At 66.4% G+C, this 24,490-nt stretch carries 21 protein-coding genes; 4 read left to right on the top strand and 17 right to left on the bottom strand.

Annotated elements, in window-relative coordinates; all coding sequences use genetic code 11:
- Positions 1-67: 67 nt before the first annotated feature.
- The 8 genes from ACVWY1_RS13250 to cbiE form a co-directional block, all read right to left on the bottom strand.
- Positions 68-493 (bottom strand): DUF2946 domain-containing protein, encoded by a 426-nt coding sequence (locus ACVWY1_RS13250; RefSeq protein WP_102683975.1) that lies wholly within the window; start codon positions 491-493, stop codon positions 68-70.
- Between the two features lie 20 nt (positions 494-513).
- Positions 514-999 (bottom strand): copper chaperone PCu(A)C, encoded by a 486-nt coding sequence (locus ACVWY1_RS13245; protein WP_102683976.1) that lies wholly within the window; start codon positions 997-999, stop codon positions 514-516.
- A 47-nt stretch (positions 1,000-1,046) separates the two neighbouring features.
- Complete coding sequence (locus tag ACVWY1_RS13240; RefSeq protein ID WP_031315367.1) at positions 1,047-1,436, bottom strand: DUF2946 domain-containing protein; 390 nt, start codon at positions 1,434-1,436, stop codon at positions 1,047-1,049.
- Positions 1,437-1,661: 225 nt separating this feature from the next.
- Complete coding sequence (locus ACVWY1_RS13235; protein ID WP_023631114.1) at positions 1,662-2,516, bottom strand: SPFH domain-containing protein; 855 nt, start codon at positions 2,514-2,516, stop codon at positions 1,662-1,664.
- Positions 2,517-2,543: 27 nt separating this feature from the next.
- Positions 2,544-2,981 carry an NfeD family protein gene (locus ACVWY1_RS13230; protein ID WP_457378391.1) on the bottom strand — a complete coding sequence of 146 codons (438 nt, stop codon included), beginning with the start codon at positions 2,979-2,981 and terminating at the stop codon, positions 2,544-2,546.
- Positions 2,982-3,319: 338 nt separating this feature from the next.
- On the bottom strand, positions 3,320-4,048 hold the full coding sequence (locus ACVWY1_RS13225; protein WP_457378390.1) for a cobalt-precorrin-6A reductase: 729 nt from the start codon (positions 4,046-4,048) through the stop codon (positions 3,320-3,322).
- Entirely contained in the window at positions 4,045-5,139 is a 1,095-nt protein-coding gene (locus ACVWY1_RS13220) for a cobalt-precorrin-5B (C(1))-methyltransferase (protein ID WP_457378389.1), read from the bottom strand. Before ACVWY1_RS13220 ends, ACVWY1_RS13225 begins: the two co-directional genes overlap by 4 nt.
- A complete protein-coding gene (gene cbiE / locus ACVWY1_RS13215) occupies positions 5,132-6,343 on the bottom strand; it encodes a precorrin-6y C5,15-methyltransferase (decarboxylating) subunit CbiE (protein WP_457378388.1) in 1,212 nt (403 codons plus the stop codon). The genes ACVWY1_RS13220 and cbiE overlap by 8 nt, the downstream gene beginning before the upstream one ends.
- A gap of 111 nt (positions 6,344-6,454) precedes the next feature.
- Between cbiE and cobG the strand changes: the two genes are divergently transcribed.
- From cobG to cobJ, 4 genes are read left to right on the top strand one after another with little or no spacing between them, the layout of a single operon-like run.
- Positions 6,455-7,780: a precorrin-3B synthase gene (cobG, locus tag ACVWY1_RS13210; RefSeq protein ID WP_457378387.1), complete on the top strand. Its 1,326-nt coding sequence runs from the start codon at positions 6,455-6,457 to the stop codon at positions 7,778-7,780.
- On the top strand, positions 7,773-8,399 hold the full coding sequence (locus ACVWY1_RS13205) for a precorrin-8X methylmutase (RefSeq protein WP_046854044.1): 627 nt from the start codon (positions 7,773-7,775) through the stop codon (positions 8,397-8,399). The genes cobG and ACVWY1_RS13205 overlap by 8 nt, the downstream gene beginning before the upstream one ends.
- Positions 8,396-9,130 (top strand): precorrin-2 C(20)-methyltransferase, encoded by a 735-nt coding sequence (locus ACVWY1_RS13200; RefSeq protein WP_102683173.1) that lies wholly within the window; start codon positions 8,396-8,398, stop codon positions 9,128-9,130. The genes ACVWY1_RS13205 and ACVWY1_RS13200 overlap by 4 nt, the downstream gene beginning before the upstream one ends.
- Entirely contained in the window at positions 9,118-10,818 is a 1,701-nt protein-coding gene (cobJ, locus tag ACVWY1_RS13195) for a precorrin-3B C(17)-methyltransferase (protein WP_457378386.1), read from the top strand. The genes ACVWY1_RS13200 and cobJ overlap by 13 nt, the downstream gene beginning before the upstream one ends.
- A gap of 12 nt (positions 10,819-10,830) precedes the next feature.
- Here the strand turns inward: cobJ and ACVWY1_RS13190 are convergent, their stop codons facing one another.
- The 9 genes from ACVWY1_RS13190 to ACVWY1_RS13150 form a co-directional block, all read right to left on the bottom strand.
- The gene (locus ACVWY1_RS13190; protein ID WP_023633040.1) at positions 10,831-11,427 is read right to left on the bottom strand and encodes a MarC family protein; all 597 of its coding nucleotides are present in this window, start codon (positions 11,425-11,427) and stop codon (positions 10,831-10,833) included.
- A gap of 129 nt (positions 11,428-11,556) precedes the next feature.
- Positions 11,557-14,331 (bottom strand): hybrid sensor histidine kinase/response regulator, encoded by a 2,775-nt coding sequence (locus ACVWY1_RS13185; RefSeq protein ID WP_277502151.1) that lies wholly within the window; start codon positions 14,329-14,331, stop codon positions 11,557-11,559.
- A gap of 136 nt (positions 14,332-14,467) precedes the next feature.
- A complete protein-coding gene (gene purD / locus ACVWY1_RS13180; RefSeq protein WP_046854049.1) occupies positions 14,468-15,760 on the bottom strand; it encodes a phosphoribosylamine--glycine ligase in 1,293 nt (430 codons plus the stop codon).
- 181 nt (positions 15,761-15,941) lie between these two features.
- Positions 15,942-17,549: a bifunctional phosphoribosylaminoimidazolecarboxamide formyltransferase/IMP cyclohydrolase gene (gene purH, locus ACVWY1_RS13175; protein WP_023630842.1), complete on the bottom strand. Its 1,608-nt coding sequence runs from the start codon at positions 17,547-17,549 to the stop codon at positions 15,942-15,944.
- Positions 17,550-17,627: 78 nt separating this feature from the next.
- Entirely contained in the window at positions 17,628-17,948 is a 321-nt protein-coding gene (fis, locus tag ACVWY1_RS13170) for a DNA-binding transcriptional regulator Fis (RefSeq protein ID WP_011535876.1), read from the bottom strand.
- Entirely contained in the window at positions 17,945-18,958 is a 1,014-nt protein-coding gene (dusB, locus tag ACVWY1_RS13165) for a tRNA dihydrouridine synthase DusB (protein ID WP_102683176.1), read from the bottom strand. The genes fis and dusB overlap by 4 nt, the downstream gene beginning before the upstream one ends.
- A gap of 205 nt (positions 18,959-19,163) precedes the next feature.
- Complete coding sequence (locus ACVWY1_RS13160; RefSeq protein WP_457378385.1) at positions 19,164-20,495, bottom strand: DUF3426 domain-containing protein; 1,332 nt, start codon at positions 20,493-20,495, stop codon at positions 19,164-19,166.
- 43 nt (positions 20,496-20,538) lie between these two features.
- Positions 20,539-21,417, bottom strand: coding sequence for a 50S ribosomal protein L11 methyltransferase (gene prmA, locus ACVWY1_RS13155; RefSeq protein ID WP_110701763.1), 879 nt, complete (start codon positions 21,415-21,417; stop codon positions 20,539-20,541).
- A 256-nt stretch (positions 21,418-21,673) separates the two neighbouring features.
- Positions 21,674-24,484 carry an FAD-binding and (Fe-S)-binding domain-containing protein gene (locus ACVWY1_RS13150; RefSeq protein ID WP_258599785.1) on the bottom strand — a complete coding sequence of 937 codons (2,811 nt, stop codon included), beginning with the start codon at positions 24,482-24,484 and terminating at the stop codon, positions 21,674-21,676.
- Between the last annotated feature and the right edge of the window lie 6 nt (positions 24,485-24,490).

Here is a 24,490-nt window from a genome sequence, read left to right as displayed (position 1 = left end):
TGATTCCAGTCGATCAGTCATGAGTCAGCGCGAAGCCTCCTGGCTTCGGGCGTTTATCGCGTTGTGTTCAGGCGACGATCGAACGGGGCGGCGCGCGGCTGCGGGCGCCGGGGAATACAGCCTGCCGGGCATGGCCCTGGCGCGTGGCATTGGTGAGGTGGACAGGGGGGATCTGGCTGCCCGCTGTCAGCGGGCTGAGGGTCTGGGGCAGGGCGGGGCAGTTGAACAGCAGGCTGCAGTAGCCGCACTTCTCCCACATGACATGCAGCTGGCCATCGTTGCCGTGGCCATGGTGCTCGTCGTGGGCCATGGGCATGCTCATCGACATGTCCATGGGCATGGCCATGCCGGCGTGGTGCTCCATCGGCATCGACTGGGAAACCAGCGGGCCGATGAAGATCATCCACATGGCGAACAGGCTCAGCCAGCCGCCACCGACGCGCCTGCGATCAGGGCGGGTGCTGCGGGCGGAGCTGTAGCGCGGCAGGCTCATGGCGAGCGCCTGTCAGTCGGTCAGTGCGTGTGTTCGTGCACTGCGGCCTGCTCGGCTGGCGGCTGCTTCTGCACCGCGACATCGACCGTGACGTCACCGGCTTTCTCGAAGTGCAGGGTCAGCGGGAAGCGCTTGCCGTCGGTGAGCAGGCTGCGGTCCTTGGGCTGCATGATCATCACGTGGTAGGCGCTGGGGGCGAACACCACATCCTTGCCGGCCGGGACCAACACGCTGGGCACATGTTGCATCTTCATGGCGCCGGCGGCGCTCATCACATGCTCGTGCAACTGGGCGTCGTCGGTGACGGGGCTTTTCACCGAAAGCAGGCGGTCATCGGCCTTGCCGTTGTTGTGCACGACAAAGTAGGCGGCGACGTTGGGCGCGTTCGGCGGCAGCTCCAGCGACCAGGGGTGGGCGATGTGCAGGTCGCCGACGCTGTACTCGTGGGCGTTGGCGTAGGCGCCGGGCAGCAGCAGGGCGGCCAGGACGAGGGCTTGCTTGAGCATGGGTGAGTCTCCGGTCTGTTCAGGTTCTGAAGGACAGCGTAGTGAACTCAGACCAACGGAGAGGCACGGGGATTGAGCGCGGGCCAGAGCTGGCGCGGCGTGGGCTGGTAGTCGGCGAGGTGCGGCAGGTGCCCGGCGATCAGAAGCGGCGGGTTGTGCAACTGTGGCGGGTAGCTGGGCAAGGCCAGCAGTGGCGCTGCACCCAGGCAGCACCAGCAGTTCATCATGCTGGCGCTGTCGTCGCTTTGCTGCCCCAGGTCGATCTTGGCCAGGGCCTGGACATCGACCTTGGCCTTGTTGGCCATGCTGGAGCAGAAAGCCCCCCACAGCAGCTGTTCGGCCGGGCCCTTGGGCGCGGCAGAGGACAGCGGCATGGCCAGCAGGTTGAACAGCACTGCAAGGCAGGCTATCCAGGCAATGTGCCGACGTGGGGGCATGGAGAGATCCGGTCAGGAATCGTGATGGCTATTGTACGGCGGAGTATAGGTAAAAAAGCCGGGGTGCGGTGAAGTGCCGCACCTGGGGCTGCTTTGCAGCCCTTTCGCTGCGGTTCGTCGCCACGACAAGCCAGCTCCCACAGGTGTTGCGGCAACCCTGTGGGAGCCGGCTTGTCGTGACGACGAACCGCGGCGAAAGGGGGCGCAAAGCGCCCCCCGACGATATCAAGCTTTGCCTCGCCCCATCAGGCCGCGCACGGTTTCCTGCAGGTCAGCCGGCAGCACCACGACTTTCGAATTGTCGCTGGCCGCCAGGTTCTCCATCGCGCCAATGTAACGCTCACCCAGCAGGTACATGGCCGGCACGGTCTCGCTGCCCACCGCTTCCTTGACCAGGGTGATCGCCCGCGCCGACGCCTCGGCCAGGTTCACCTGGGCCTCGGCATCCAGCTTGGCCGCCTGCAGGCGCGCTTCGGCCTCGAGGATCGCCGCCTGCTTGTTGCCCTCGGCGCGGGTCACGTCGGCTTTACGTTCACGCTCGGCGGCGGCCTGACGCTCCATGGCAGTCTGCATGCTCGGCGACGGCTTGATGTCCTGGATCTCCACCGAGCGCACGGTCACGCCCCAGTCTTCGGTCTGCTCGGACATCGCCTCGCGCAGGCGCGCCTTGATCTGCTCGCGGCTGGACAGCGCCTCGTCCAGGTCCATGGCGCCGACGATGGCGCGCAGCGAGGTCATGGTCAGGCTGGTGACAGCGAACGAGAAGTTCTGCACGCCGTACGAGGCCTTCTGCGGGTCGACCACCTTGGCGAAGCACAGGGCATTGGCGACGATCACCGCGTTGTCCTTGGTGATGATCTCCTGCTGCTGCACGTCGAGGATGATGTCCTTGGTCGGCAGGCGGTAGGCGACCACGTCCATGTACGGGATGACGATGTTCAGGCCCGGCTTGAGGGTGCTGTGGTAGCGGCCCAGGCGCTCGACGATCCATTCCTCGCCCTGGGGCACGATGCGCACGCCCTTGAACACGGTGATCAGGACGAATACAGCGAGGGTGGCGACGACGATGAGGCTGGTCATGCTTGCGAACTTCCTTTTAGTGCGGATTCAGGCCCGGGTGACCCGGGCGGTGTTGCCTTCGATGGCTGACAGGCGCACGCGCGCGCCGGCGGGGATGTCGCTGTCGGCAACGCAGGTCCATTCCTCGTTGCCGAGGATCGGCTTCTGGAAGCGCACGCGGCCTTTCTGGAACTGCGACACGGCGCTGGTCAGCAGGCCGACTTCGCCGATCACGCTGTCGGCGGTCCAGCGCACGTCCGGCTTCTTGCGCCGGAACACCTTGAACCAGAGGGCGGTGGTGATCGATGAGAGCACCACCCACAGCAGGCCCTGCATATCGAGTTGCAGGCTGGGAGCAAGCAGCGAAATGAACGACACCAGCACGGCACCGATGCCGAACCAGAGGATGAAGAAGGTGGGGAGCACCAGTTCCAGCAGGATCAGGGCCACGCCGAAGACGAGCCAGATCCACCATTGCATTTCCATATGGGTGGAGCCTTCCAGAAGAGGGAAGGTGATTGTACGGCAGGATAAAGGCACAGGGCCATTTACCTGTCCTAACAAGCTCTGCTGGAGAGTGTGTCGCGACGCTGATCGGCCAGCTGTTCGCGCTGAATGACGAAGTCGCTGGTTACACCGTCATTTGCAAACCAGGTGTCCCAATCGCTTTCGAGGACAGGGGGCGCATTTTCATAAGCTGTGTTTGGGGGGCGTTTGGGCGTATCTGGCATGAGGTGGCTCCATTCGAAGTACCTGGGAAGGGCTACACCTTGCTTAATCTTGTGGAGCGATGAAAGCGTCAATGTGTTTCGGAAGATGCCGGGTTATTCCGGACGGAAGCTCAGAGCCTCAAATAGCCGTTTCGGATCAGGGAAAGTTCGATCCACTTCCGGCAGCACCGGCCGCTTGAGCACCAGCACTGGAATCCCGCGCTCCCTTGCCACTTCCAGCTTCGGCTCGGTGGCCGTGCTGCCACTGTTCTTGCTCACCAGCACGTCGATCCGTCGACGTTCGAACAGGGCACGCTCATCGTCGATGAGGAATGGTCCGCGCGCACCGATCACCTCACAGCGTTCATTGTCGGGACACGCTTCGAGGGCGCGCAGGGTCCAGAACTGGTGTGGGGGGATTTCGTCCAGATGTCGCAGGGGTTCGCGGCCAAGGGTGAACAAGGGGCGCTCGAACGGGGCGAGTGCCTCGATCAACCCGGCCCAGTCCTCGACTTCGCGCCAGTCATCGCCGGGCTGCGCCTGCCACGCCGGGCGGCGCAGGGCCCAGCAGGGAATGCCAGCGCTGCGTGCGGCGAGGGCGGCGTTGCGGCTGATCTGCGCGGCATAGGGATGGGTGGCGTCGATCAGCAGGTCGATGCCTTCGGCGCGCAGGTACTCGGCCAGGCCTTCGGCGCCGCCATAGCCGCCGACTCGCACCTGGCAGGTCAGGTCCTGGGGAATACGGCCGATGCCGGCGAGGCTGTAGACATGCTGCGGCCCCAACTGGCGAGCGATGGCCAGGGCCTCGGTGACACCGCCTAGCAGCAGGATCCGCCCGTTCATGCCACGCCCGCCTTGCCGACGATGCCGCCCTGGCGATCGATGGCGAACACTTCGACCTGCACCTGGGCAGGCACCACGCTGCGGGTGAAGAGCAGGGCGTGACGGCAGACCTCGTCGCCCAGGGCGATACCGGCGGCATGGGCCAGGGCCAGCGCTTGCTGGCTGGTGTTGGCGCTGACGATGGCCTGTTGCAGGGTGGTATCGGCGCCAATGGTCGCCGCCCAGCCCGCCAGCTGCGGCAGGTCGATGCTCGAATGGCGGCTGTGCAGGTCCATGTGCCCGGCCGCCAGCTTGCTGATCTTGCCGAAGCCACCGCATAGCGTGAGGCGCGGCACCGGCACCTTGCGCAGGTGCTTGAGCACGGCGCCGACGAAGTCGCCCATCTCGATCAGGGCGATCTCCGGCAGGTTGTAGACCCGGCGCATGGTGTCTTCGCTGGCGTTGCCGGTGCAGGCGGCGATATGCGTGTAGCCGTTGGTGTGAGCGACGTCGATGCCCTGGTGGATCGAGGCGATGTAGGCCGAGCAGGAATACGGCCGGACGATGCCGCTGGTACCGAGGATCGACAGCCCGCCGAGGATGCCCAGGCGCGGGTTCATGGTCTTCAGGGCCAGCGACTCGCCGCCCTGGACATTGACCGTGACTTCGAAACCGCCGCCATAGCCGCATTCGCTGGCCAACTGTTGCAGGTGGTCGCCGATCATCCTGCGCGGTACCGGGTTGATCGCCGGCTCGCCGACGCCCAGCACCAGGCCCGGGCGGGTCACGGTCCCTACGCCTTGCCCGGCGACAAAGCGAATGCCGGGCTCGGCCAGCAGGCGCACCTGGCTGTAGAGCAGGGCGCCATGGGTGACATCGGGGTCGTCGCCGGCATCTTTCAGGGTGCCGGCTTCGGCGGTCTCGCCGTTGAGATGGCAGAACTCCAGGCGCATCTCCACCACCTTGCCCTTGGGCAGGGTGATGTGCACCGCGTCGTTGTGCTGCCCGGTCAGCAGCAGGCGCGCCGCCGCCAGGCTGGTGGCGGTGGCGCAGCTGCCGGTGGTCAGGCCGCTGCGCAGGGGCGCGGGCTGTTCGCGGGTTTCTTCACGCATCGACGGGTTTCACCACGTCGAGCAAAGTGATCGGCAGGGCCTGGCGCCAGGTGTCGAAACTGCCCAGCGGCTGGGTGTGGGCGATATGGATACGGGTCAGCTCGCCGCCATGCTGGTCGCGAAATTGCCCCAGGGCGACCTCGCTTTGCAGCGTGACAGCGTTGGCAACCAGGCGCCCGCCCGGCAGCAGGCGCTCCCAGCACAGGTCGAGCACGCCTTCGCGGGTGACGCCGCCGCCAATGAAGATCGCGTCCGGACGTTCCAGCCCGGCCAACGCTTCGGGTGCCTTGCCGCGGATCAATTGCAGGCCGGGCACGCCGAGGGTGTCGCGGTTGTGTTCGATGTAGCCCTGGCGGCCTTCGTCCGCCTCGATCGCAAGGGTGCGGCAGCTGGGGTGGGCGCGCATCCATTCGATGCCGATGGAGCCGCAACCGGCGCCTACGTCCCACAGCAGTTCGCCTGGTTGCGGTGCCAGGCGGGCCAGGGTAATCGCTCGCACGTCGCGCTTGGTCAGCTGGCCGTCGTGACGGAAGGTGCTGTCAGGCAGGCCGGCCACGCGAGGCAGGCGCGGGGTATCAGGCGAGGCCTGGCATTCGATGGCGACCAGGTTGAGCGGGGCGATGTCGGTATGTGGCCAATCGTCGGCGGTGCCGCTCAGCGTTCGTTCCTGTGGGCCGCCGAGGTGTTCGAACACCTGGAGACGGCTGGGGCCGAAGCCACGTTCGCGCAGCTGCGCGGCAATGGCCGCCGGGCTGCCTTCGTCGTTGCTCAGCACCAGCAGGCGCATGCCGCTGTACAGGTGGGCATTGAGCGCCGCCAGCGGGCGGGCGACCACCGAGACCACCTGCACGTCCTGCAGCGGCCAGCCCAGGCGGGCGGCGGCCAGGGCGCAGGAGGAGGGCAGCGGCAGTACCTGCAGTTCCTCGGCGGGCAGCTGGCGCGCCAGGCTGGCGCCGACGCCGTAAAACATCGGGTCGCCGCTGGCCAATACGCATACCGGCTCACCGCGCAGGGCCAGGACCGGGGCCAGGGAGAAGGGGCTGGGCCAGTGCAGTTGCTCGGCGGTCACACAGCGGGGCAACAGGGCCAGCTGGCGCGGGGCACCGATGATTCGCGTGGCCGATAGCAGGGCGCGCCGGGCCTGTTTGCCCAGGCCGCTGAAGCCGTCTTCGCCGATGCCTATTACTGTCAGCCAGGGGACCATCTGTTCCTCATACCGTTTATTGATCGCGGGGCGTTCGACCACCGGTTTTTCATGCCGCCGGACAAAGCAGGCATAATACCGCGCCTTCTACACTGAAGCGCACTTTCACGATTGCCGGATGCCCCCTTGACGCCGCCCCTGCCCCCCGAAGTTTCGCCCCGTCCCTCGGCCTGCCCGGGGTTGTGGCGCATCGTCGCCGCGCGCGATGGCGGCATCTGCCGGATCAAGCTGCCCGGTGGCCTGCTGCTGGCCGACCAGGCCGAGGCCGTGGCCGACGCCGCCGAGCGTTTTGCCGGAGGCGTGATCGAGGCGACCAACCGAGCCAACCTGCAGATTCGCGGCATTGGCCAGGATCATGGCGGGCTGGTTGAACATCTGCTGGCCGCAGGGCTCGGCCCGCGTGATGCGGCCGGTGACGATGTGCGCAATCTCATGCTCAGCCCATTGGCCGGGCTCGATCCGGCCATGGTGTTCGACACCCGACCGTTGGCCGGGCAGATTCTCGACCTGCTGGAAAGTACACCCAGGTTCCACAAGCTGTCGGCCAAGTTCGCCATGCAACTCGATGGCGGCGAAGCGCTGGCGATGCTCGAGCACGCCCATGATCTGTGGCTGTCCGCGATGCAACGCGAAGGACGGATCTGGTTGCGGTTCGGGCTCGCTAGCAGCCTGTCGAATAGCCAGGCGCTGGGCGCGGTGCCGGTGGAGCAGGGGCTGGCGTTGGTGCGCGCGGTGCTGGAGCGCTTCCTCGACCTGGCGACGCCCGAGCAGTCGCGCATGCGTCAATTGCTGCAGGTGTGCCCGGTGGAGCACTTCCTTGAAGGGCTGCCCCTGAAAATCGACACCTCATTGCTGGTTTGGCAGCGCCCGGCTACGACAAGTGCCTGGCTTGGCGTGCTGCCCCAGCACCAGGGCGTGGCCCTTGGCGTCGCGCCGCCCCTCGGACGCCTGACCCCGGCCATGCTGCGCGGCGCCGCCCATGTCGTCCGCCAATGGGGCGATGGCAGCTTGCGCCTGACGCCTTGGCAAAGCCTGGTACTGACCAACCTGAACCCGGCCCATGTGGAGCCTGCCCGCGAACACCTTGCAGCCCTGGGCCTGCTGTGTCACAGCGAGCACCCGCTGGCGCGGGTCGTCGCCTGCACCGGCTCCAGCGGCTGCGCCAAGGGCCAGGCCGACACCAAGGCCGATGCCGTGACCCTGGCCGGCTTGCTGCACCACGGCGCCCCAGGCAGCGTGCACCTGTGCGCCTGCCCACGTTCCTGCGCCATGGCCCATACGGCCCCGGCCACCCTGCTGGCCCGCGCCCCGGGCCGCTATGACCTTTACTTGCGCGATGCGCGCCAGCCGGGCTTCGGCAGGCTGCGCGGCGCCGACCTCACCCCAGAAGAAGCAGGCGCCATGCTCGACCTGCCGACGGAGCACCTTGATGATTGACTACATCCGCGATGGTCAGGAGATCTATCGCAATTCCTTCCGCATCATCCGCGAGGAAGCCCGGCTCGAGCGGATCCCCGCCGATCTTGAAAAGCTCGCCGTGCGCGTGATCCATGCCTGCGGCATGGTCGAAGCCATCGATGGCCTGCAGTTCTCCGAAGGCGCCGGCAGTGCCGGCCGCGAGGCCCTGGCCAAGGGCGCGCCGATCCTCTGCGACGCGCACATGGTCGCCGAAGGCATCACCCGCGCCCGTCTGCCGGCCAACAACCCGGTGATCTGCACCCTGCGCGACCCGAGCGTGCCGGACCTGGCCAAGGCCGAAGGCAACACCCGTTCCGCCGTGGCCCTGGAGCTGTGGCGCCCGCACCTGGAAGGCAGCGTTGTGGTGATCGGCAACGCGCCGACCGCGCTGTTCTATCTGCTGGAAATGCTCGATGCCGGCGCACCGAAGCCGGCGTTGATCCTTGGCTTCCCGGTTGGCTTCGTCGGCGCCGCCGAATCCAAGGCGATGCTCGCCGCCGACAGCCGCGGCGTGCCGTTCGTGATCATGCAGGGCCGCCTGGGCGGCAGCGCGATGGCCGCCGCGGCAGTCAACGCCCTGGCCACGGAGGTGGAATGATGCAGGCACGCGGACGACTGCTGGGCCTGGGCGTGGGCCCGGGCGACCCCGAGCTGATCACGGTCAAGGCCTTGCGCCTGCTGCGCGAGGCGCCGGTGGTGGCGTACTTCGTCGCCAAGGGCAAGCGCGGCAATGCCTTCGGCATCATCGAGGCGCACCTGCAAGCCGAACAGACCTTGTTGCCGCTGGTGTATCCGGTGACCACCGAGGCGCTGCCGGCACCACTGTCCTATGAACAGGTGATCAGCGACTTCTACGACGAAGCCAGCGTGCAGGTGGCCGAACACCTGGATGCCGGCCGTGACGTGGCGGTGATCTGTGAGGGCGACCCGTTCTTCTACGGCTCCTACATGTATCTGCATGATCGCCTGGCCTCGCGCTATGAGGCCCAGGTGATCCCGGGCGTGTGCTCGATGCTCGGCGGCGCCTCGGTGCTCGGAGCGCCGCTGGTGTATCGCAACCAGACCCTCACCGTGCTTTCCGGCGTGTTGCCCCATGAGGAACTCAAGCGCCGTCTGGCCGATGCCGACGCCGCAGTGATCATGAAACTGGGACGCAACTTCCCCAAGGTGCGCCAGGTGCTCGCCGAGCTGGGCATGGATAGCCGTGCGCTGTACGTGGAGCGGGCGACCATGGCCAACCAGAAGATCGTCGCGCTGGACGAGGTCGACCCACAGTCCTCGCCATACTTCTCGCTGATCATCGTGCCGGGTGAGAAATGGCAGGGATGAACAAGGCTCCGGCAATCGTCATTCTCGGCCCGGGCAGCCTGGCCACCGCGCGGCGTATCCAGGCCTGTTATCCACAGGCGCTGATCCATGGCCTGGAAGGGCGCGTGGAAGGGGTCGACGTATACTACGCAGCATTTGGCGACACCCTGCGTGCGCTGTACCAGCAGGACACACCGATCATCGCCCTGTGCGCGGCGGGTATCGTCATTCGCACCCTGGCGCCGTTGTTGAGCGAAAAAGGCGTGGAGCCACCGGTGCTGGTGGTGGCCGAGGACGGCAGCGCCGTGGTGCCGCTGCTCGGTGGCCTGGGTGGGGTCAATATCATGGCACGAGAGATCGGTGAGGCGCTGGGTGTGAGCGCGGCGATCACCACCAGTGGCGAACTGCGCTTCGGCACCTGTCTGCTCAACCCGCCCGAGGGTTACGCACTGGCGGACCTGGAGCAGGGCAAGCGCTTCGTCTCCGACCTGCTGGCGGGCGAGGCGGTGCGTGTCGAAGGTGACGCGCCATGGCTCGAACACGCGCAGCTGCCCGCCAGTGACGAGGCGCAGCGCACTATCCACGTGGGCAGCGCACTGCGTCCGGCCAGCCGTGACGAACTGCTGATCCATGCGCGTTGCGTGGTGGTGGCGGTCACGGCCGGTAGCGCCGACCTGGCGCACCAGGTACGCGAGGAACTGCTGCGAGCGAACATCGCCGAGCCCGCGCTGGCCTGCCTGCTGGCGAGCGAAGCCGAGATGGCGGAGCCGGCCCTGCACGAAGCTGCACGGGCACTGAATGTTGCCCTGCGCTTCGCCCCGGCTGCCGAAAGCCTGGAGCGAATGCTGGCTGATGCAGTGCCGCAAGCGCGTGTAGGTTCGTCGGCGGGGCTCGCCCACGGTGTTTGCGCAGCACCTGTCGACATCGACCGCGTTGGCCGTCGCCGTGGTCGCCTGGCCGTGATCGGCCTGGGCCCTGGTGCCGCCGAGCTGATGGTGCCGGCGGTCAAGGCGGAGCTGGCGCGTGCGCAGGATGTGCTGGGTTACGAAACCTACGTGCGCATGGCCGGCCCCTTCCGCGACGATCAGGTGCTGCACTGCACCGACAACCGCGAAGAGATGCAGCGTGCTCGGCATGCCTTCGAGCTGGCGGCGCAAGGGCGTTCGGTGGTGGTAGTGTCATCGGGCGATCCGGGCGTGTTCGCCATGGCCGCCGCGGTGCTCGAAGCGCTCCACGAGTCCAGTGACCCGGCCTGGCAGCGCGTCGAGCTGGAGATCCTGCCTGGCGTCTCGGCCTCGCTGGCTACCGCCGCCCAGGCGGGGGCGCCACTGGGCCACGATTTTTGCGTGATGTCGCTGTCGGACAACCTCAAACCCTGGTCGATCATCGAGAGGCGCCTCGACCTGGCGGCCCAGGCGGATCTGGTGCTGGCGTTCTACAACCCGATCTCCAAGGCCCGCCCTCATCAGCTGGGTATGGCGCTGGAGGTGGTACGCCGCCATCGCGGTGCAGGCACCCCCGTGGTGCTGGGCCGTGATATCGGCCGGCCAGGGCAGACCCTGCGCGTGGTGACCTTGGGCGAGCTGCTGCCGGAGATGGTCGACATGCGCACCATGGTGCTGGTCGGCTCCTCGACCACCTGCACCTTCCCCCGTGCCGATGGCGGCCAGTGGGTGTACACGCCGCGCTGGTACCCCGCCAAGCCCTGAGCGGAGCCGGGGTCAGGGCAGCAGGTAGCCCTTGATCCCGGTGAAGATGATCTGCGCCGCCAAGGCGCAGACGAACAGCCCCATCAGGCGGCTGACGATCTGCAGGCCCTGGTCGCCGAGAATCCGTTCGATACGGTGCGAGAGGTACAGCACCAGGCCCACGGTGAAGCTGGCCAGGGCGATGCTGACGATGGCCAGCAGCTTGTCGTCCCAGTGCGGTTGGCCCACGCCCATCACCAGCAACGCACCGATGGTGCCGGGGCCGACGGTGAGCGGAATGGTCAGCGGCACGATGGTCACGTCCTGCTGCACGTTGTCGGTCTGCACCGCCGACTTGCCCTGGGCCATGCCCAGCGCCGAGATGAACAGCACCGAGCCTGCGCCGATGCGGAAGGCGTCGGCGGTGATGCCGAATACCCCGAAGATCACCCGCCCGAACAGGTACAGCAGCACGCTGGCGACCAGCGTGGCAATGGCTACCCGCCAGGCCAGTTGCTTGCGTTCCTTGCTGGAGTGGCCGCGGGTCAGGCCGATGAAACATGAGAGCACGAAGAACGGGCTGTAGAGCACGAGCATTTTCAGGTAAACGCTGAACAACTCATGGAGCATGGCGCTGGGTCCGCGGCGGGAATGGGTGGCACCTGTATAGCACGGAACCTGTAGCAGCGGCTTCAGCCGCGATCAGCCGCGAAGCGGGTGCCAGATTCTGTGGTGGCTGCCTCGCGGCTGAGGTAGCGCCTACAGGATCTGCGTGGTGTCGTCGGACACCGCCTGCCGCTGCCCCGCCCAGAACTGCACCAGCTCGCGCAACTGCGACAGCTCCACCGGCTTGGCCATGTGCCCGTCCATGCCGGCCAGGCGCGCGCGTTCCTTGTGTTCGTTGAGGATGTGCGCGGTCAATGCCACCACCGGGGTACGCGGGCGCTGGTTGGCGCTTTCCCAGGCGCGCAGCTGCTGGGTGGCGGAGAAACCATCGAGCACCGGCATCTCGCAGTCCATCAGCACCAGGTCGTAGTGCTTGGCCTTCATCGCCTGCAAGGCCTCTTCACCATTGCTGGCGGTATCGGGTTCGAGGTTGAGCTTGCCGAGCATGCCGCGGATGACCTTGGTCGAGATGCTGTTGTCCTCGGCCACCAGGATGCGGAAGTCGCCGGGCAGGTCCAGCGGCACCGGGGTGCCGACCGGCAGCGGCGGCGTGGCCTGCTCGCGACCGCGCAGGGCGAGCTCCTCGGCCAGGGTGGTCTTGAGCGTGTAGCCGGCCACCGGCTTGGCGAGGATGCGCTTGACCCCGGCGTTACGGGCGATGATCTTGCTCGGCGCATTGCTGATGCCGGTGAGCATGACCACCAGGATGTCGTGGTTCAGGCTCGGGTCTTCCTTGATCTTGGCCGCCAACTGCATGCCGGTCATGCCGGGCATGTTCTGGTCGAGCAGCACCGCGTCGAAATAATCGCGCAGGTGCGCCTTGGTGCGCAGCAAGGCCAGCGCCTCCTTGCCCGACGGCACCGCGCTGACGTTCATGCCCCAGGCGCTGCATTGCTGCACCAGCACCTTGCGGCAGGTGTCGTTGTCGTCCACCACCAGTACCCGGGCATCGCGCAGCGGGCCGTCGAGGTCGGTGGGCGGCTGCTCCAGGCGCAGCGGGTCGAGCGGCAGGGTCAGCCACAGGGTGTTGCCCATGCTGGTGCTGGTCTTGATGCCGAACTCGCCCTGCATCAGGCCGATCAGTTGCTTGGCGATCACCAGGCCAAGGTGGCCACCGAGTTTGTTGCTGGAGAGGAAGTGGCGACTGTGCAGCTCGGCCTGCAGCAAGGCGTCACGCTCGGCCGGCGGCATGGGCTCGCCGCTGTCCTGCACGGCGATGCGCAGGCGTGGGCTGTCGCCGCGCTGGTCGAGGGCCACCACCAGCAGGATCTCGCCCTGGCTGGTGTTCTTCAGGGCGTTGTCCAGCAGACTCGACAAGGCCTGGCGCAGGCGTGTCGGATCGCCGCTGACGACCCGGGGCACCTGGGGCTGGGTGAAACTGATCAGCTCGATGTTCTGCTGTTCGGCCTTGGCCCGGAAGATGTTCAGGCAGTCCTCGATCAGGGCATTGAGGTCGAACTGCACGTCGTCCAGCTCGATCTGCCGCGACTCGAGCTTGGAGATGTCGAGGATTTCGTTGATCAGGGTGAGCAGTTCGTTGCCGGCGCTGTGGATGGTCTGCACATAGTCGCGCTGCTTGACCGACAGCGGCGTGCCCAGCAGCAACTCGGTCATGCCCAGCACGCCGTTCATGGGGGTGCGGATCTCATGGCTGATCTTGGCCAGGAACTCGGCCTTGGCGTTGATCTCGGCATCGCTGGCGGCCAGGGCGCGGCTGGCGCGAAAGCGCTCCTCGCTGATCCGGCGCAGGCGCTCGCTGACCGCGAGGTTGAGCAGCAGGCCGCTGACCACGGTCAGCGCCATGAGGATGCACAGCAACCAAGGCGTGGAGGTGCGGGTGAGGCCCAGCAGGGCCGGCAACAGCACCAGGCCGCCGAGGTTGAACACCAGCATCGCCACGGCGAACAGGCGCGCCGGGCCGTAGCCCTTGTACCAGTGATAGCCGCTGACCAGCAGCATGCTCACGCTGCCCAGGGCGAGCAAAGCGTAGGTCATCAGGTTCAGCGGCAGGGTGTCGACGAACAGCAGCACCAGGCCGCTGACGGCGGCCACCAGCATCTCCAGGTGCAGCAGGCGATTGAGCCGCGCCGAACTGCAGGGGGAGAAGAAGTGCAGGGTGAAATACAACCCGGCCAGGCCTGCCAGCACCAGCGTCAGGTAGGCCGCCGGGGTCTGCGCGCTGTGCCACAGGTGCCACCAGGGCCCGCTGAGGTTTAGCAGGATCAGCGCGCTGAGCAACATCAGGCCGTGGTACAGCGCCAGCACCAGCGTGGTACTGGAACGCGTGTAGGCAAAACGGATCAGGTTGTGCAGGATCAGCATCACCAGGCCACCGAACAACAGGCCGAACAGCAACGACTGGCGCTGGTCGGCGGCAGCGTGGGCGGTGGTCTCGACAGTGATGGCCGGGCGCAGCTGGTGTTCGGAAACCAGCCGCAGGTAGATATCCAGCGGTTGGTTGCTGTGCGGTAGTGGCAGCACGTGGTCCCTGCCGCGCAGGGTGGGGCTGAGGCCGTCGCCCTGCCGGCCATGGTGCAACTGGCGCAGCAGTTTGCCGCCTTCCAGCGCGTAGAGGTCCAGGCGTGACAGGTCGGGGGCGAAAATGCGTACCAGTTGTTCCTGGTCGCTCGGATCCAGACGGTAGTGCAACCACAGGGCCTGGTCGGGGAGGGCGGCATCCAGTTCTTCGAGGGCCAATGGGCTGAACTGGTTGCGGTAGCGTTCGGAGCGCACGTCGGACAGCTGCAGGTTGGCCTGTTCATCGAGCAGCGCCGACCAGCCCGCGGCCTGTTCGGCGTGTGCCGGGAGCAGGCAGAGCAGGGTCAGCAGGCTGACGATCAGGGCTATGGCAATCCGAAGCCGACGCACGACGAAATCCCTTCTTAGCTAATGTGCCGGATAACCACTATGCGCGGCGCGCCAAGGCGAAGGCAAGGCCCCGGCGGGGCCTTGACGACGAGCCGAAGGCCGTGCGCCGGGAGCGCCACGACCGTTGGCTGCACTTTTACTGCTGCTCACCGCGCTCGCGGGCGATGGCCCGGTAGCCGATGTCGTTGCGGTAGAAGCTGGCGTCCCACTTGACCTGCTCGGCCAGGCGGTAGGCCTGCTGCTGGGCGGCTTCGACGGTGTCGCCCATGGCGGTGGCGCACAGTACGCGGCCACCGGCGGTGACCACCTGGCCGTCCTTCAGTGCGGTGCCGGCGTGGAACACCTTGCCTTGCAGCTTGGCGGCGGCGTCCAGGCCGCTGATCACGGCGCCCTTGGCGTAGTCGCCCGGGTAACCACCGGCGGCCAGCACCACGCCCAGGCTCGGGCGCGGGTCCCATTGCGCTTCGACCTTGTCCAGGGCCTTGGCAAAGGCGGCTTCGATCAGCAGCACCAGGCTCGACTCCAGGCGCAGCATGACCGGCTGGGTTTCCGGGTCGCCGAAGCGGCAGTTGAACTCGATGACCTTGGGGTTGCCCGCCTTGTCGATCATCAGGCCGGCATACAGGAAGCCGGTGTAGACGTTGCCTTCCTCGGCCATGCCGCGCACGGTTGGCCAGATCACCTGGTCCATCACGCGCTGGTGCACGTCGGCGGTGACCACTGGCGCTGGGGAGTAGGCACCCATGCCGCCGGTGTTCGGGCCGGTGTCCTGGTTGCCGACACGCTTGTGATCCTGGCTGGTGGCCATTGGCAGCACGTTGTGGCCATCGACCATGACGATGAAGCTGGCTTCCTCGCCGTCGAGGAACTCTTCGATCACCACGCGCGAACCGGCTTCACCGAAGGCGTTGCCGGCAAGCATGTCGCGCACGGCGTCTTCGGCTTCCTGCAAGGTCATGGCGACGATTACGCCTTTACCGGCGGCCAGGCCGTCGGCCTTGATCACGATCGGCGCGCCTTTCTCACGCAGGTAGGCCAGGGCCGGCTCGATCTCGGTGAAGTTCTGGTAGTCGGCAGTCGGGATCTTGTGGCGGGCCAGGAAGTCCTTGGTGAAGGCCTTGGAGCCTTCCAGTTGGGCCGCGCCCTTGGTCGGGCCGAAGCAGTCCAGGCCACGGCTGCGGAACAGGTCCACGACACCGATGACCAGCGGCGCTTCCGGGCCGACGATGGTCAGGTCGACGTTCTTCTCGGCGAAGTCGGCCAGTTGCTCCAGGGCAGTGACGTCAATGGCGACGTTCTCGCACTTGGCTTCGCTGGCGGTGCCGGCGTTACCCGGCGCCACGAAGATTTTCTCGACCCGTGGGTCCTGGGCGACTTTCCAGGCCAGGGCGTGTTCACGACCGCCGCTGCCGATGATCAAAACTTTCATGTCAAAACCTCGAAATCTGTCGAACGAGAGGTAGCGCCCCTCGCTTTACGAGGTCGCAATGAAGCAGGTAGATGCAAGGCGGGGACGGTTCCGATAAGCGCAGTTGCCTTATGGCAATGAGCATCAGCGGAACCGGCCCCAACGCAGCAGATGCCTGCTTCAGTGCGGCCGATTGCCATAATCAGTGGCGGAAGTGGCGCATGCCGGTGAATACCATGGCGATACCGGCCTCGTCGGCGGCGGCGATGACTTCGGCATCGCGCATCGAACCACCTGGCTGGATCACGGCGCTGATACCCACTTTAGCCGCGTTGTCGATGCCATCACGGAACGGGAAGAACGCATCCGAGGCCATTACCGCGCCCTGCACTTGCAGGCCGGCATGCTCGGCCTTGATCGCGGCGATGCGCGCGGAGTTGACGCGGCTCATCTGGCCGGCGCCGACGCCGATGGTCTGGCGCTGCTTGGCGTAGACGATGGCGTTGGACTTGACGAACTTGGCCACTTTCCAGGCAAACACCAGGTCGTGGATTTCCTGCTCGGTCGGCGCACGCTTGGTGACGATCTTCAGGTCGTCGGCAGTGATCATGCCGATATCGCGGCTCTGCACCAGCAGGCCACCGTTGACGCGCTTGAAGTCCCAACCGGCGGCGCGCTCGGCTGGCCACTCGCCGCACTCCAGCAGACGCACGTTCTGCTTGGCGGCCACCACTTCGCGGGCGGCCTGGGAGATTTTCGGGGCGATGATCACTTCGACGAACTGGCGCTCGACGATGGCTTTGGCGGTTTCGCCATCCAGCTCGCGGTTGAAGGCGATGATGCCGCCGAACGCCGACTCGGTGTCGGTGGCGTAGGCCAGGTCGTAGGCCTTGCGGATACCGCCTTCGTCCTCAGGCACCACGGCCACGCCGCACGGGTTGGCGTGCTTGACGATCACGCAGGCCGGCTTGACGAAGCTCTTCACGCACTCCAGCGCGGCGTCGGTGTCGGCCACGTTGTTGAACGACAGCTCCTTGCCTTGCAGCTGGATGGCGGTGGAAATGCTGGCCTCGCCCTTCTTGGCCTCGACGTAGAACGCCGCGCTCTGGTGCGGGTTCTCGCCGTAGCGCATTTCCTGGGCCTTGACGAACTGGCTGTTGAAGGTGCGCGGGAACTCGCTGCGGTCTTCGGTGGACAGGGTGTCCTTGGCCTGGTCGATGGTGCCCATGTAGTTGGCGATCATGCCGTCGTAGGCGGCGGTGTGCTCGAAGGCCTTGAGCATCAGGTCGAAGCGCTGGGCGTAGGTCAGGCCGCCGGCTTTCAGGCCTTCGACAATGCCGGCGTAATCGCTGGCGTTGACCACGATGGCCACGTCCTTGTGGTTCTTCGCCGCGGAACGGACCATGGTCGGGCCGCCGATGTCGATGTTCTCGATGGCGGTCGGCAGGTCGCAGCCCGGCTTGCTGATGGTGGCTTCGAACGGGTACAGGTTGACCGCGACCAGGTCGATCGGCTTGATGCCATGCTCGTTCATGATGGCGTCGTCGGTGCCGCGACGGCCCAGGATGCCGCCGTGTATCTTCGGATGCAGGGTCTTGACCCGGCCGTCCATCATTTCGGCGAAGCCGGTGTAGTCGGCCACTTCCACCGCGTTGACGCCGTTGTCCTTGAGCAGCTTGTAGGTGCCGCCGGTGGACAGGATCTCGACACCGAGCTGTTGCAGCTCACGGGCGAATTCGAGGATACCGGTCTTGTCGGAGACGCTGATCAGGGCGCGGCGGATCGGCAGGCGGGTAGTCTGGTCGGTCATTTCAGATTCCATAACGCGGTGGAGTCAGCAAAAAAGGCGCCTCTTTGCATGAGCGCCTTTTTGGTTGGGGTTCTGGCCTTACAACAGATCGTACTGCTTGAGCTTCTTGCGCAGCGTGCCTCGGTTGAGCCCGAGCATCTCGCTGGCCTTGGTCTGGTTGCCCTTGACGTAGTTCATCACGCATTCGAGCAGCGGCGCCTCGACTTCCGAGAGCACCAGGTTGTACACGTCCGTGACGGTAGCGCCTTCCAGGTGGGCGAAGTAGTTGTGCAGTGCCTTCTCGACGCTGTCGCGCAGGGTCTGGCCCTCTTCGCTCGGCGTGTTCAGGTGCTGCTTGAGGTTGGCGTTGTCGCTCACGGGCGTTGTTCCACTCACTAATGTCTCGGTCATCATCGTCATGCGGCCACCCCTTGTTCGTCCTCTGTCCCAAGGCTCTGTCGACGTTCGGCGAAAAATGCCTGAACGTTGGCGCACTGCGCTTGTGTGTCTTGCAAAGCGTTGAACTGGCTGCGGAACTCCTTGCCGCCAGGTCGGGTTGCCAGGTACCAGCCAACGTGCTTGCGGGCGATCCGCACGCCCATCACATCGCCATAGAAGGCATGCAGCGCGGCCAGGTGCTCCAGCAGAATGCGTTCTACTTCGTCCAGCGCCGGGGCGGGGAGGTGCTCGCCCGTGCGCAGGTAATGCTCGACCTCGCGGAAAATCCACGGCCGCCCCTGGGCGGCACGGCCGATCAGCAGGCCGTCGGCGCCGGTGGCATGCAGCACCGCCCGGGCCTTTTCCGGCGAGGTGATGTCGCCGTTGGCGAATACCGGGATCGACACCGCCTGCTTGATCGCGGCGATGGTGTCGTACTCGGCGTCACCGGTGTACAGGTCGGCGCGTGTGCGGCCATGCACCGCCAGCGCCTGGATGCCGGCCTGTTCGGCGATCTTCGCCACGTTCAGGCCGTTCTTGCTCGCCCGGTCCCAGCCGGTGCGGATCTTCAGCGTCACCGGTACGTCCACGGCGCCGACGACGGCATGGAGGATTTCGGTGACCAAGGCTTCATCTCTCAATAAAGCAGAGCCTGCGGCCTTGTTGCAGACTTTTTTCGCCGGGCAACCCATGTTGATATCGATGATCTGCGCGCCGGCCTCGACGTTGGCCCGGGCCGCCTCGGCCATCATCTGCGCGTCGCCACCGGCGATCTGCACCGAGCGTGGCTCGGGATCACCTTCGTGGATGCGGCGCAGGCTCGACTTGCGGCTGTTCCACAGGCGCATGTCGCTGGAAACCATCTCCGACACCACCATGCCCGCGCCAAGGCGTTTGCACAGCGTTCGGAAAGGTTGGTCCGTGACGCCGGCCATGGGGGCCAGGATCAGGTTGTTCTGCAGTGTGTAAGGGCCGATGCGTACCGCCGACATAGGTGTTCCCTGTTGTGGGGCCGAATCATTGGAGTTCGAAAAAGGGATGGCATGATACCCGCTCTCGATGACCGGATAAAGATGAATCTGGATAAAATCTGAACAGTTGCGGCGTTATGACACCCAGTGCCAAGTGGCGAGCTTCAAGCTGCAAGAGGCCTGCAGACAGGCTTTTACCTGCGGCTTGAAGCTTGCCGCCTGTCGCTTATTCTGGCGAACGGAAGCTCAGGCTGTAGTTCACCGCCTTCGGCCCAGGGTCGAGGATGTCCAGGGCGATGTGGATCGGCGTCTGGCTGGGCATCTCGCCGCGCCCGGCCAGCTCGCCCGACAGGTACTCGCTGGGCTTGAAGCGCCGGCTGGCGATCAGCTGGCCGTTGAGGTCGGCGAAGCGCAGCTCGAGCAGCGGGAAGGGCTGGGCGAAGGGCGCGCGGTTGTAGATGATCGCGTCGACGATCAGCGCCCCTTTGAAGTCCGGGTGGCTACGCACTACCAGGTTGCTGCTCTTGATCCGCGAGATGTCGACGCGGGTCGGCACCTGGCAGCCGAACATCGGACACAGCTGCTGGAACCAGGGGCGATACTGGTCCTGGCGGGCCATTTCGTCGAAGTGGAACCAGACGTACTGGAATGCCAGCAGGCCCGCGGCCAGCAGGGTCAGGAAACCCCACAGCAGGCGCTTGCCCCAGTTCGGGGCGGGCTTTTCCCAGCCCAACTGCAACGGGTCGTCGACCACGTCGACCAGCGGCTCCTTGCGCGAGCGTTCGGGCTTGGCGGCCAGGCTCGGTTCCAGGCGCTGCCCGGGATGTTCGTCGGGGTCATCGTCGCGGGCCGAGAACGGTGCGCTGTGCACCTCGTCGTCCAGCGCCGAAAGGCCCTTTTCCGGCACCGGTGCGTCATGGCTGGACAGCTGCCGCGAGGGTTCGTCGAGGTCGTCGTCGAGTGTCCGATCGCGCACTGGTGGTTCATCGTCCAGATCGAGGCTGGTCGCGCCGAGGGTAGGCTCGGTGCGCTCGTCGTCGGCCGGTGCCAGGTCAAGCGGCTCCTGCTCGACCAGCATCGGTGCGTCCTCGCGCTCCTGCGCCGGCTCACGGTCGCCGTCAGTGGCGGTGCCGAACGGTTCATCGCCAGGCCCATCGCCGAGTTGATCGTCGCGGCGGGCCTGGAGCATGCCCTTGGCCGGAGCTGCGCGCCGATCACCCGGGCTGCGCCGTTCAAGGCGCGCCAGTTCCTGGTCGAGGTCGAGGGCATCCAGTTCCTCGGCCGTGACCGTCCAGTTGTCTTCGCTCGGTGCCGGCGGGGCGGCCTCCGGTTGCACGGCTGCGGGCGCTGGCACGGCCGGCTCGACTGCCGGCACCGGCGCACGAATGTCGCCTTCGCCAGCCGTGGCGCGGTTCTGCTCCAGCAGTTGCTTCGCCGCGTTGAACACCTGCAGGCATTGGCCGCAGCGCACCACGCCGCGGGCCACGCTCAACTGGTGATGGGTGACGCGAAAGCTGGTCTGGCAATGCGGGCACTGGGTGACGAAACTGTCGGTCATGCGGCTGTCCGGGAAGCTGTGCAGGAGATGAGTCTAGGCGCGCTTAGCGGCGGCGACCACTGATACGTACCCAGCCGTCGCGCACGACGATCGGGTCCAGGTCGAAGTCGGCGGCATAGGCAGCGGCCACTTCCTCGCCCTGTTCGGCGAGGATGCCCGACAGCGCCAGCAGGCCGCCGGGGCGCACCAGGCCGGACAGCTGCGGCGCCAGCGCTACCAGCGGGCCGGCCAGGATGTTGGCCACCAGCACGTCGGCCTGCATCGCCGGCATCTGCTCGGGCAGGTACAGGTCGAACGTGTCGTCGGCAATGCCGTTGCGCTGGGCGTTGTCACGGGAGGCCTCGATAGCCTGCACGTCGATGTCGGTGCCGACCGCGTGGCGGGCGCCGAGCAGCAGCGCGGCAATGGCCAGGATGCCCGAGCCGCAGCCGAAGTCGAGCACTTGCGTGTCTTGCAGCTGCTGGCCGTCGAGCCATTCCAGGCACAGCGCGGTGGTCGGGTGGGTGCCCGTGCCAAAGGCCAGGCCCGGGTCGAGCAGCAGGTTTACCGCGTCCTTTTCCGGGGCTTCGTGCCAGCTCGGCACGATCCACAGGCGCTGGCCGAAACGCATCGGCTGGAAGTTGTCCATCCAGCTGCGCTCCCAGTCCTGGTCCTCGATCACCTCGGCCTGGTACTCGGGGAGCTCGGCGCCGGTCAGCAGGCGCAGGTGGGCGAACACCTGCTCGGGCTCGGCATCGGCCTCGAACAGCGCCAGCAAGTGCGTGTGCGACCACAGTGGGGTGGTGTTGAGGTCCGGTTCGAAGATCGGCTGGTCTTCGGCGTCCATGAAGGTCACCGAGACAGCACCCACTTCAAGCAGGGCGTCTTCGTAGGTTTCGGCTTGTTCCGGGCTGATGGCCAGGCGTACTTGCAGCCAGGGCATGGCGGGCACCTTTGGTAAATCGACAGGGGCAGCCCGAGGCTGCGTGAAAAGGCCGCCAGTTTACTTGAGTGCGTGGGGTTTGTGCAGAAGTCGCATGCCGGCATGCGCCATACCTGTGGGAGCAACTGGCTTGTTTGCCTGTACCGACCTCTCGCCGGCAAGCCGGCTCCCACAGGATGGCACATTGCTTTGGGCTAGCGCGGTCGGGGTGGGAGCCGGCTTGCCGGCGAGAGGCCGGTGCGAGAAAGCCCTGCCCTCAGAGACTGCGCGCCCGCGTCACCCGGTCCACCAGGTAGACCAGCCCGTGATAATCGATGCCACTGTGGCTCGACAGGCCGATCTCACAGGTGCGGCTGGTGGAGATCCCCTCGCTGCAATACTGCACCGCGTCCTTGAGCGTGCGCAGCGAATGGGCGTTGAGCTCCGGTGTGGTGAAGCCCTTGTCGCCGGCGAAGCCGCAGCAATGAATGCCTTCGGGGATCACCACCTGCTTGCTGCAGCGCCGCGCCAGGTCGATCAGCGCCTGGCTTTCGCCCAGGTGCTGGGTGCTGCAGGTCACGTGCACCGCCACGGGCTCGTCCTGGGGGGTGAACTCCAGCTTGTCGACCAGGTGGGTGCGGATGAAGCGTACCGGGTCGTACAGGTCCAGCCGCGATTCGCCCAGGTCCTGCACCAGGCGCAGGGTGCAGGGGCTGGTGTCGCAGTAGATCGGGTCGAGGCCGCCACGGCTGGCGTGCAGCAGCGCGTTGATCAGTTCCTGGCGCTTGTGCTCGGCTTGTTCGGGGTAGCCCTTGGAGGCGAACGGCTGGCCGCAGCACAGGCTGTCGGCGTTGTCCGGGAACACTACCTGATAGCCGGCCTTCTCCAGCAGGGCGCGGGTCTTGTCCAGCAGCGAGCTTTGCTCGCGGTCGGCATAGGCCGGGCCCATCACCCGCGAAACACAGGCGGCCAGATAGACTACGCGAGGGCGGTCGTCGTGGTTTGCAGTGCGGAGCTCGACGGCCCGCAACGGCTGTGGCATGGCGGGTGTCCACTGTGGCAGGCGGCCTTTGCTGGCCTTGCTCAGGCGGGCGCTGAGCCGACTCATGCGTGGGGCACCGAGCAGCTTGCGCGCGCTATTGGCGGCGGCCAGCGTGAAGCGGGCACCGCGCAGGGTGGCGTGGAAATGTTCGGCCAGCCAGTCGGCGGCCTTGCCGTGCTCGGCCGCCTGCCCGCGCAGCTTCTTCACCAGCTCGCCAGTGTTGATGCCCACCGGGCAGCGCTGGGCGCACAGGCCGGTGGCGGCGCAGGTGTCGATGCCCTGGTACTGGTAGGTGCGCAGCAGTTCGCGGGTATCAACGCCGGCGCGTTTCTTCGCCTGGATGTCGCGCCACATGACGATGCGCTGGCGCGGGCTCAAGGTAAGCCCTTTCGACGGACATACCGGCTCGCAGAAACCGCACTCGATGCACTTGTCGACGATCTCGTCGGCGGCCGGCAGCGGCTTGAGGTTCTTCAGGTGAATGTCGGGGTCCTCGCTCAGCACCACATCGGGGTTGAGTATGCCGTTGGGGTCGAGCAGGCGCTTGAGCTTCCACATCAGCTGGTAGGCGTCATGCCCCCATTCCAGTTCGACGAAGGGCGCCATGTTGCGCCCGGTGCCGTGCTCGGCCTTGAGCGAGCCGCCGAATTCCACTGCCACCAGCTGCGCCACGTCGTCCATGAAGGCCTGGTAGCGCGCCACTTCCTCGGCGCTGTTGAAGCCCTGGGTGAAGACGAAGTGCAGGTTGCCTTCCAGGGCGTGGCCGAAAATGATCGCCTCGTCGTAGCGGTGCTTGTCGAACAGCTGGATCAGGCGGTTGACGCCTTCGGCCAGTTGCTCGATGGGGAAGGTCACGTCCTCGATGATCACCGTGGTGCCGGTCTGGCGCACGGCGCCGACGGCGGGGAAGGTGTCCTTGCGGATCTTCCACAGCTGGTTGTACACCGCCGGGTCTTCGCTGAACGCGACCTTCTGCTCCAGCGGGTAGTCGTCGATGGACGCCATTACCTGCTCGAGTTGCTCGTGTAGCAGGCTCTGGCTGGCCGCGCGACATTCGATCAGCAGGGCGCAGGCGTTGGCCGACAGGTCCTTGACCCACGCCGGCATGCCCGGCATCTCCTGCACCGAGCGCAGGCTGCGACGGTCGAGCAGCTCCACGGCGGAGACGGGCTGGCGCTTGAGCACGGTCACGGCGCGGCAGCAGCTTTCGACGCTGGGGAACACCAGCAGCGCGCTGGCCTTGTGCGGGTGGTCGGGCACGGTGTCGTAGGTGACGGCGCTGATGAAACCCAGGGTCCCCTCGGAGCCGACCAGCAAGTGTTGCAGAATATCGAGCGGCTGGTCGTAGTCCACCAGTGCGTTAAGCGAAAGCCCCGTGGTGTTCTTCAGCCGGTACTTGTGCCGGATGCGCTCAGCCAGCGTGGTGTTGGCGCGGGTCTCGCGGCCAAGGCGGGCCAGTTCGTCCAGCAGGCTGGCGTGGCTTTGCTCGAATGCGGCGACGCTGGCCGGGTCTTCGCTGTCCAGGCGGGTGCCATCGGCCAGCACCAGGCGCAGACCGGCGAGGGTGTGGTAGGTGTTCTGCGCGGTGCCGCAGCACATGCCGCTGGCATTGTTGGCGACGATGCCGCCGATCTTGCAGGCGTTGATCGACGCCGGGTCCGGGCCGATCTTGCGCCCATAGGGGGCCAGCCAGGCATTGGCCTGGGCGCCGATCACGCCGGGCTGCAGGCGGATCTGCTCGCCGTGGTTGCGAATCTCCCGGCCATTCCAGTTGTCGCCGAGCACGATCAGCACCGAGTCGCTGATGGCCTGGCCGGACAGGCTGGTGCCGGCAGCGCGGAAAGTCACCGCTACCCGGTCACGCTGGGCCAGCTGGATCAGCGCGACCACTTCGTCCTCGGACTCCACGCGCAGCACCAGCTTGGGGATCAGCCGGTAGAAGCTGGCGTCGGTGCCGAAGGCCAGGGTCGAAGTCGGGTCGTCGAAGCGGCGCTCGGCGGGGATCAGGCGCTCGGCATCACGCAGGAACGCGGCGGGCAGGCTCATGCAGTC

The sequence above is a fragment of the Pseudomonas sp. TE6288 genome, from assembly GCF_054062095.1.
Note: the sequence above shows the minus strand (reverse complement) of the source record. Positions and strands in the feature narration are given on the sequence as shown.

Bases quoted from the DNA above. Each gene is read 5' to 3' on its own strand.
- ACVWY1_RS13250 (WP_102683975.1), bottom strand. From the start codon at position 493: ATGAGCCTGCCGCGCTACAGCTCCGCCCGCAGCACCCGCCCTGATCGC.
- ACVWY1_RS13245 (WP_102683976.1), bottom strand. From the start codon at position 999: ATGCTCAAGCAAGCCCTCGTCCTGGCCGCCCTGCTGCTGCCCGGCGCC.
- ACVWY1_RS13240 (WP_031315367.1), bottom strand. From the start codon at position 1,436: ATGCCCCCACGTCGGCACATTGCCTGGATAGCCTGCCTTGCAGTGCTG.
- ACVWY1_RS13235 (WP_023631114.1), bottom strand. From the start codon at position 2,516: ATGACCAGCCTCATCGTCGTCGCCACCCTCGCTGTATTCGTCCTGATC.
- ACVWY1_RS13230 (WP_457378391.1), bottom strand. From the start codon at position 2,981: ATGGAAATGCAATGGTGGATCTGGCTCGTCTTCGGCGTGGCCCTGATC.
- ACVWY1_RS13225 (WP_457378390.1), bottom strand. From the start codon at position 4,048: ATGAACGGGCGGATCCTGCTGCTAGGCGGTGTCACCGAGGCCCTGGCC.
- ACVWY1_RS13220 (WP_457378389.1), bottom strand. From the start codon at position 5,139: ATGCGTGAAGAAACCCGCGAACAGCCCGCGCCCCTGCGCAGCGGCCTG.
- cbiE (WP_457378388.1), bottom strand. From the start codon at position 6,343: ATGGTCCCCTGGCTGACAGTAATAGGCATCGGCGAAGACGGCTTCAGC.
- ACVWY1_RS13205 (WP_046854044.1), top strand. From the start codon at position 7,773: ATGATTGACTACATCCGCGATGGTCAGGAGATCTATCGCAATTCCTTC.
- ACVWY1_RS13200 (WP_102683173.1), top strand. From the start codon at position 8,396: ATGATGCAGGCACGCGGACGACTGCTGGGCCTGGGCGTGGGCCCGGGC.
- cobJ (WP_457378386.1), top strand. From the start codon at position 9,118: ATGGCAGGGATGAACAAGGCTCCGGCAATCGTCATTCTCGGCCCGGGC.
- ACVWY1_RS13190 (WP_023633040.1), bottom strand. From the start codon at position 11,427: ATGCTCCATGAGTTGTTCAGCGTTTACCTGAAAATGCTCGTGCTCTAC.
- purD (WP_046854049.1), bottom strand. From the start codon at position 15,760: ATGAAAGTTTTGATCATCGGCAGCGGCGGTCGTGAACACGCCCTGGCC.
- purH (WP_023630842.1), bottom strand. From the start codon at position 17,549: ATGACCGACCAGACTACCCGCCTGCCGATCCGCCGCGCCCTGATCAGC.
- fis (WP_011535876.1), bottom strand. From the start codon at position 17,948: ATGACGATGATGACCGAGACATTAGTGAGTGGAACAACGCCCGTGAGC.
- dusB (WP_102683176.1), bottom strand. From the start codon at position 18,958: ATGTCGGCGGTACGCATCGGCCCTTACACACTGCAGAACAACCTGATC.
- ACVWY1_RS13160 (WP_457378385.1), bottom strand. From the start codon at position 20,495: ATGACCGACAGTTTCGTCACCCAGTGCCCGCATTGCCAGACCAGCTTT.
- prmA (WP_110701763.1), bottom strand. From the start codon at position 21,417: ATGCCCTGGCTGCAAGTACGCCTGGCCATCAGCCCGGAACAAGCCGAA.
- ACVWY1_RS13150 (WP_258599785.1), bottom strand. From the start codon at position 24,484: ATGAGCCTGCCCGCCGCGTTCCTGCGTGATGCCGAGCGCCTGATCCCC.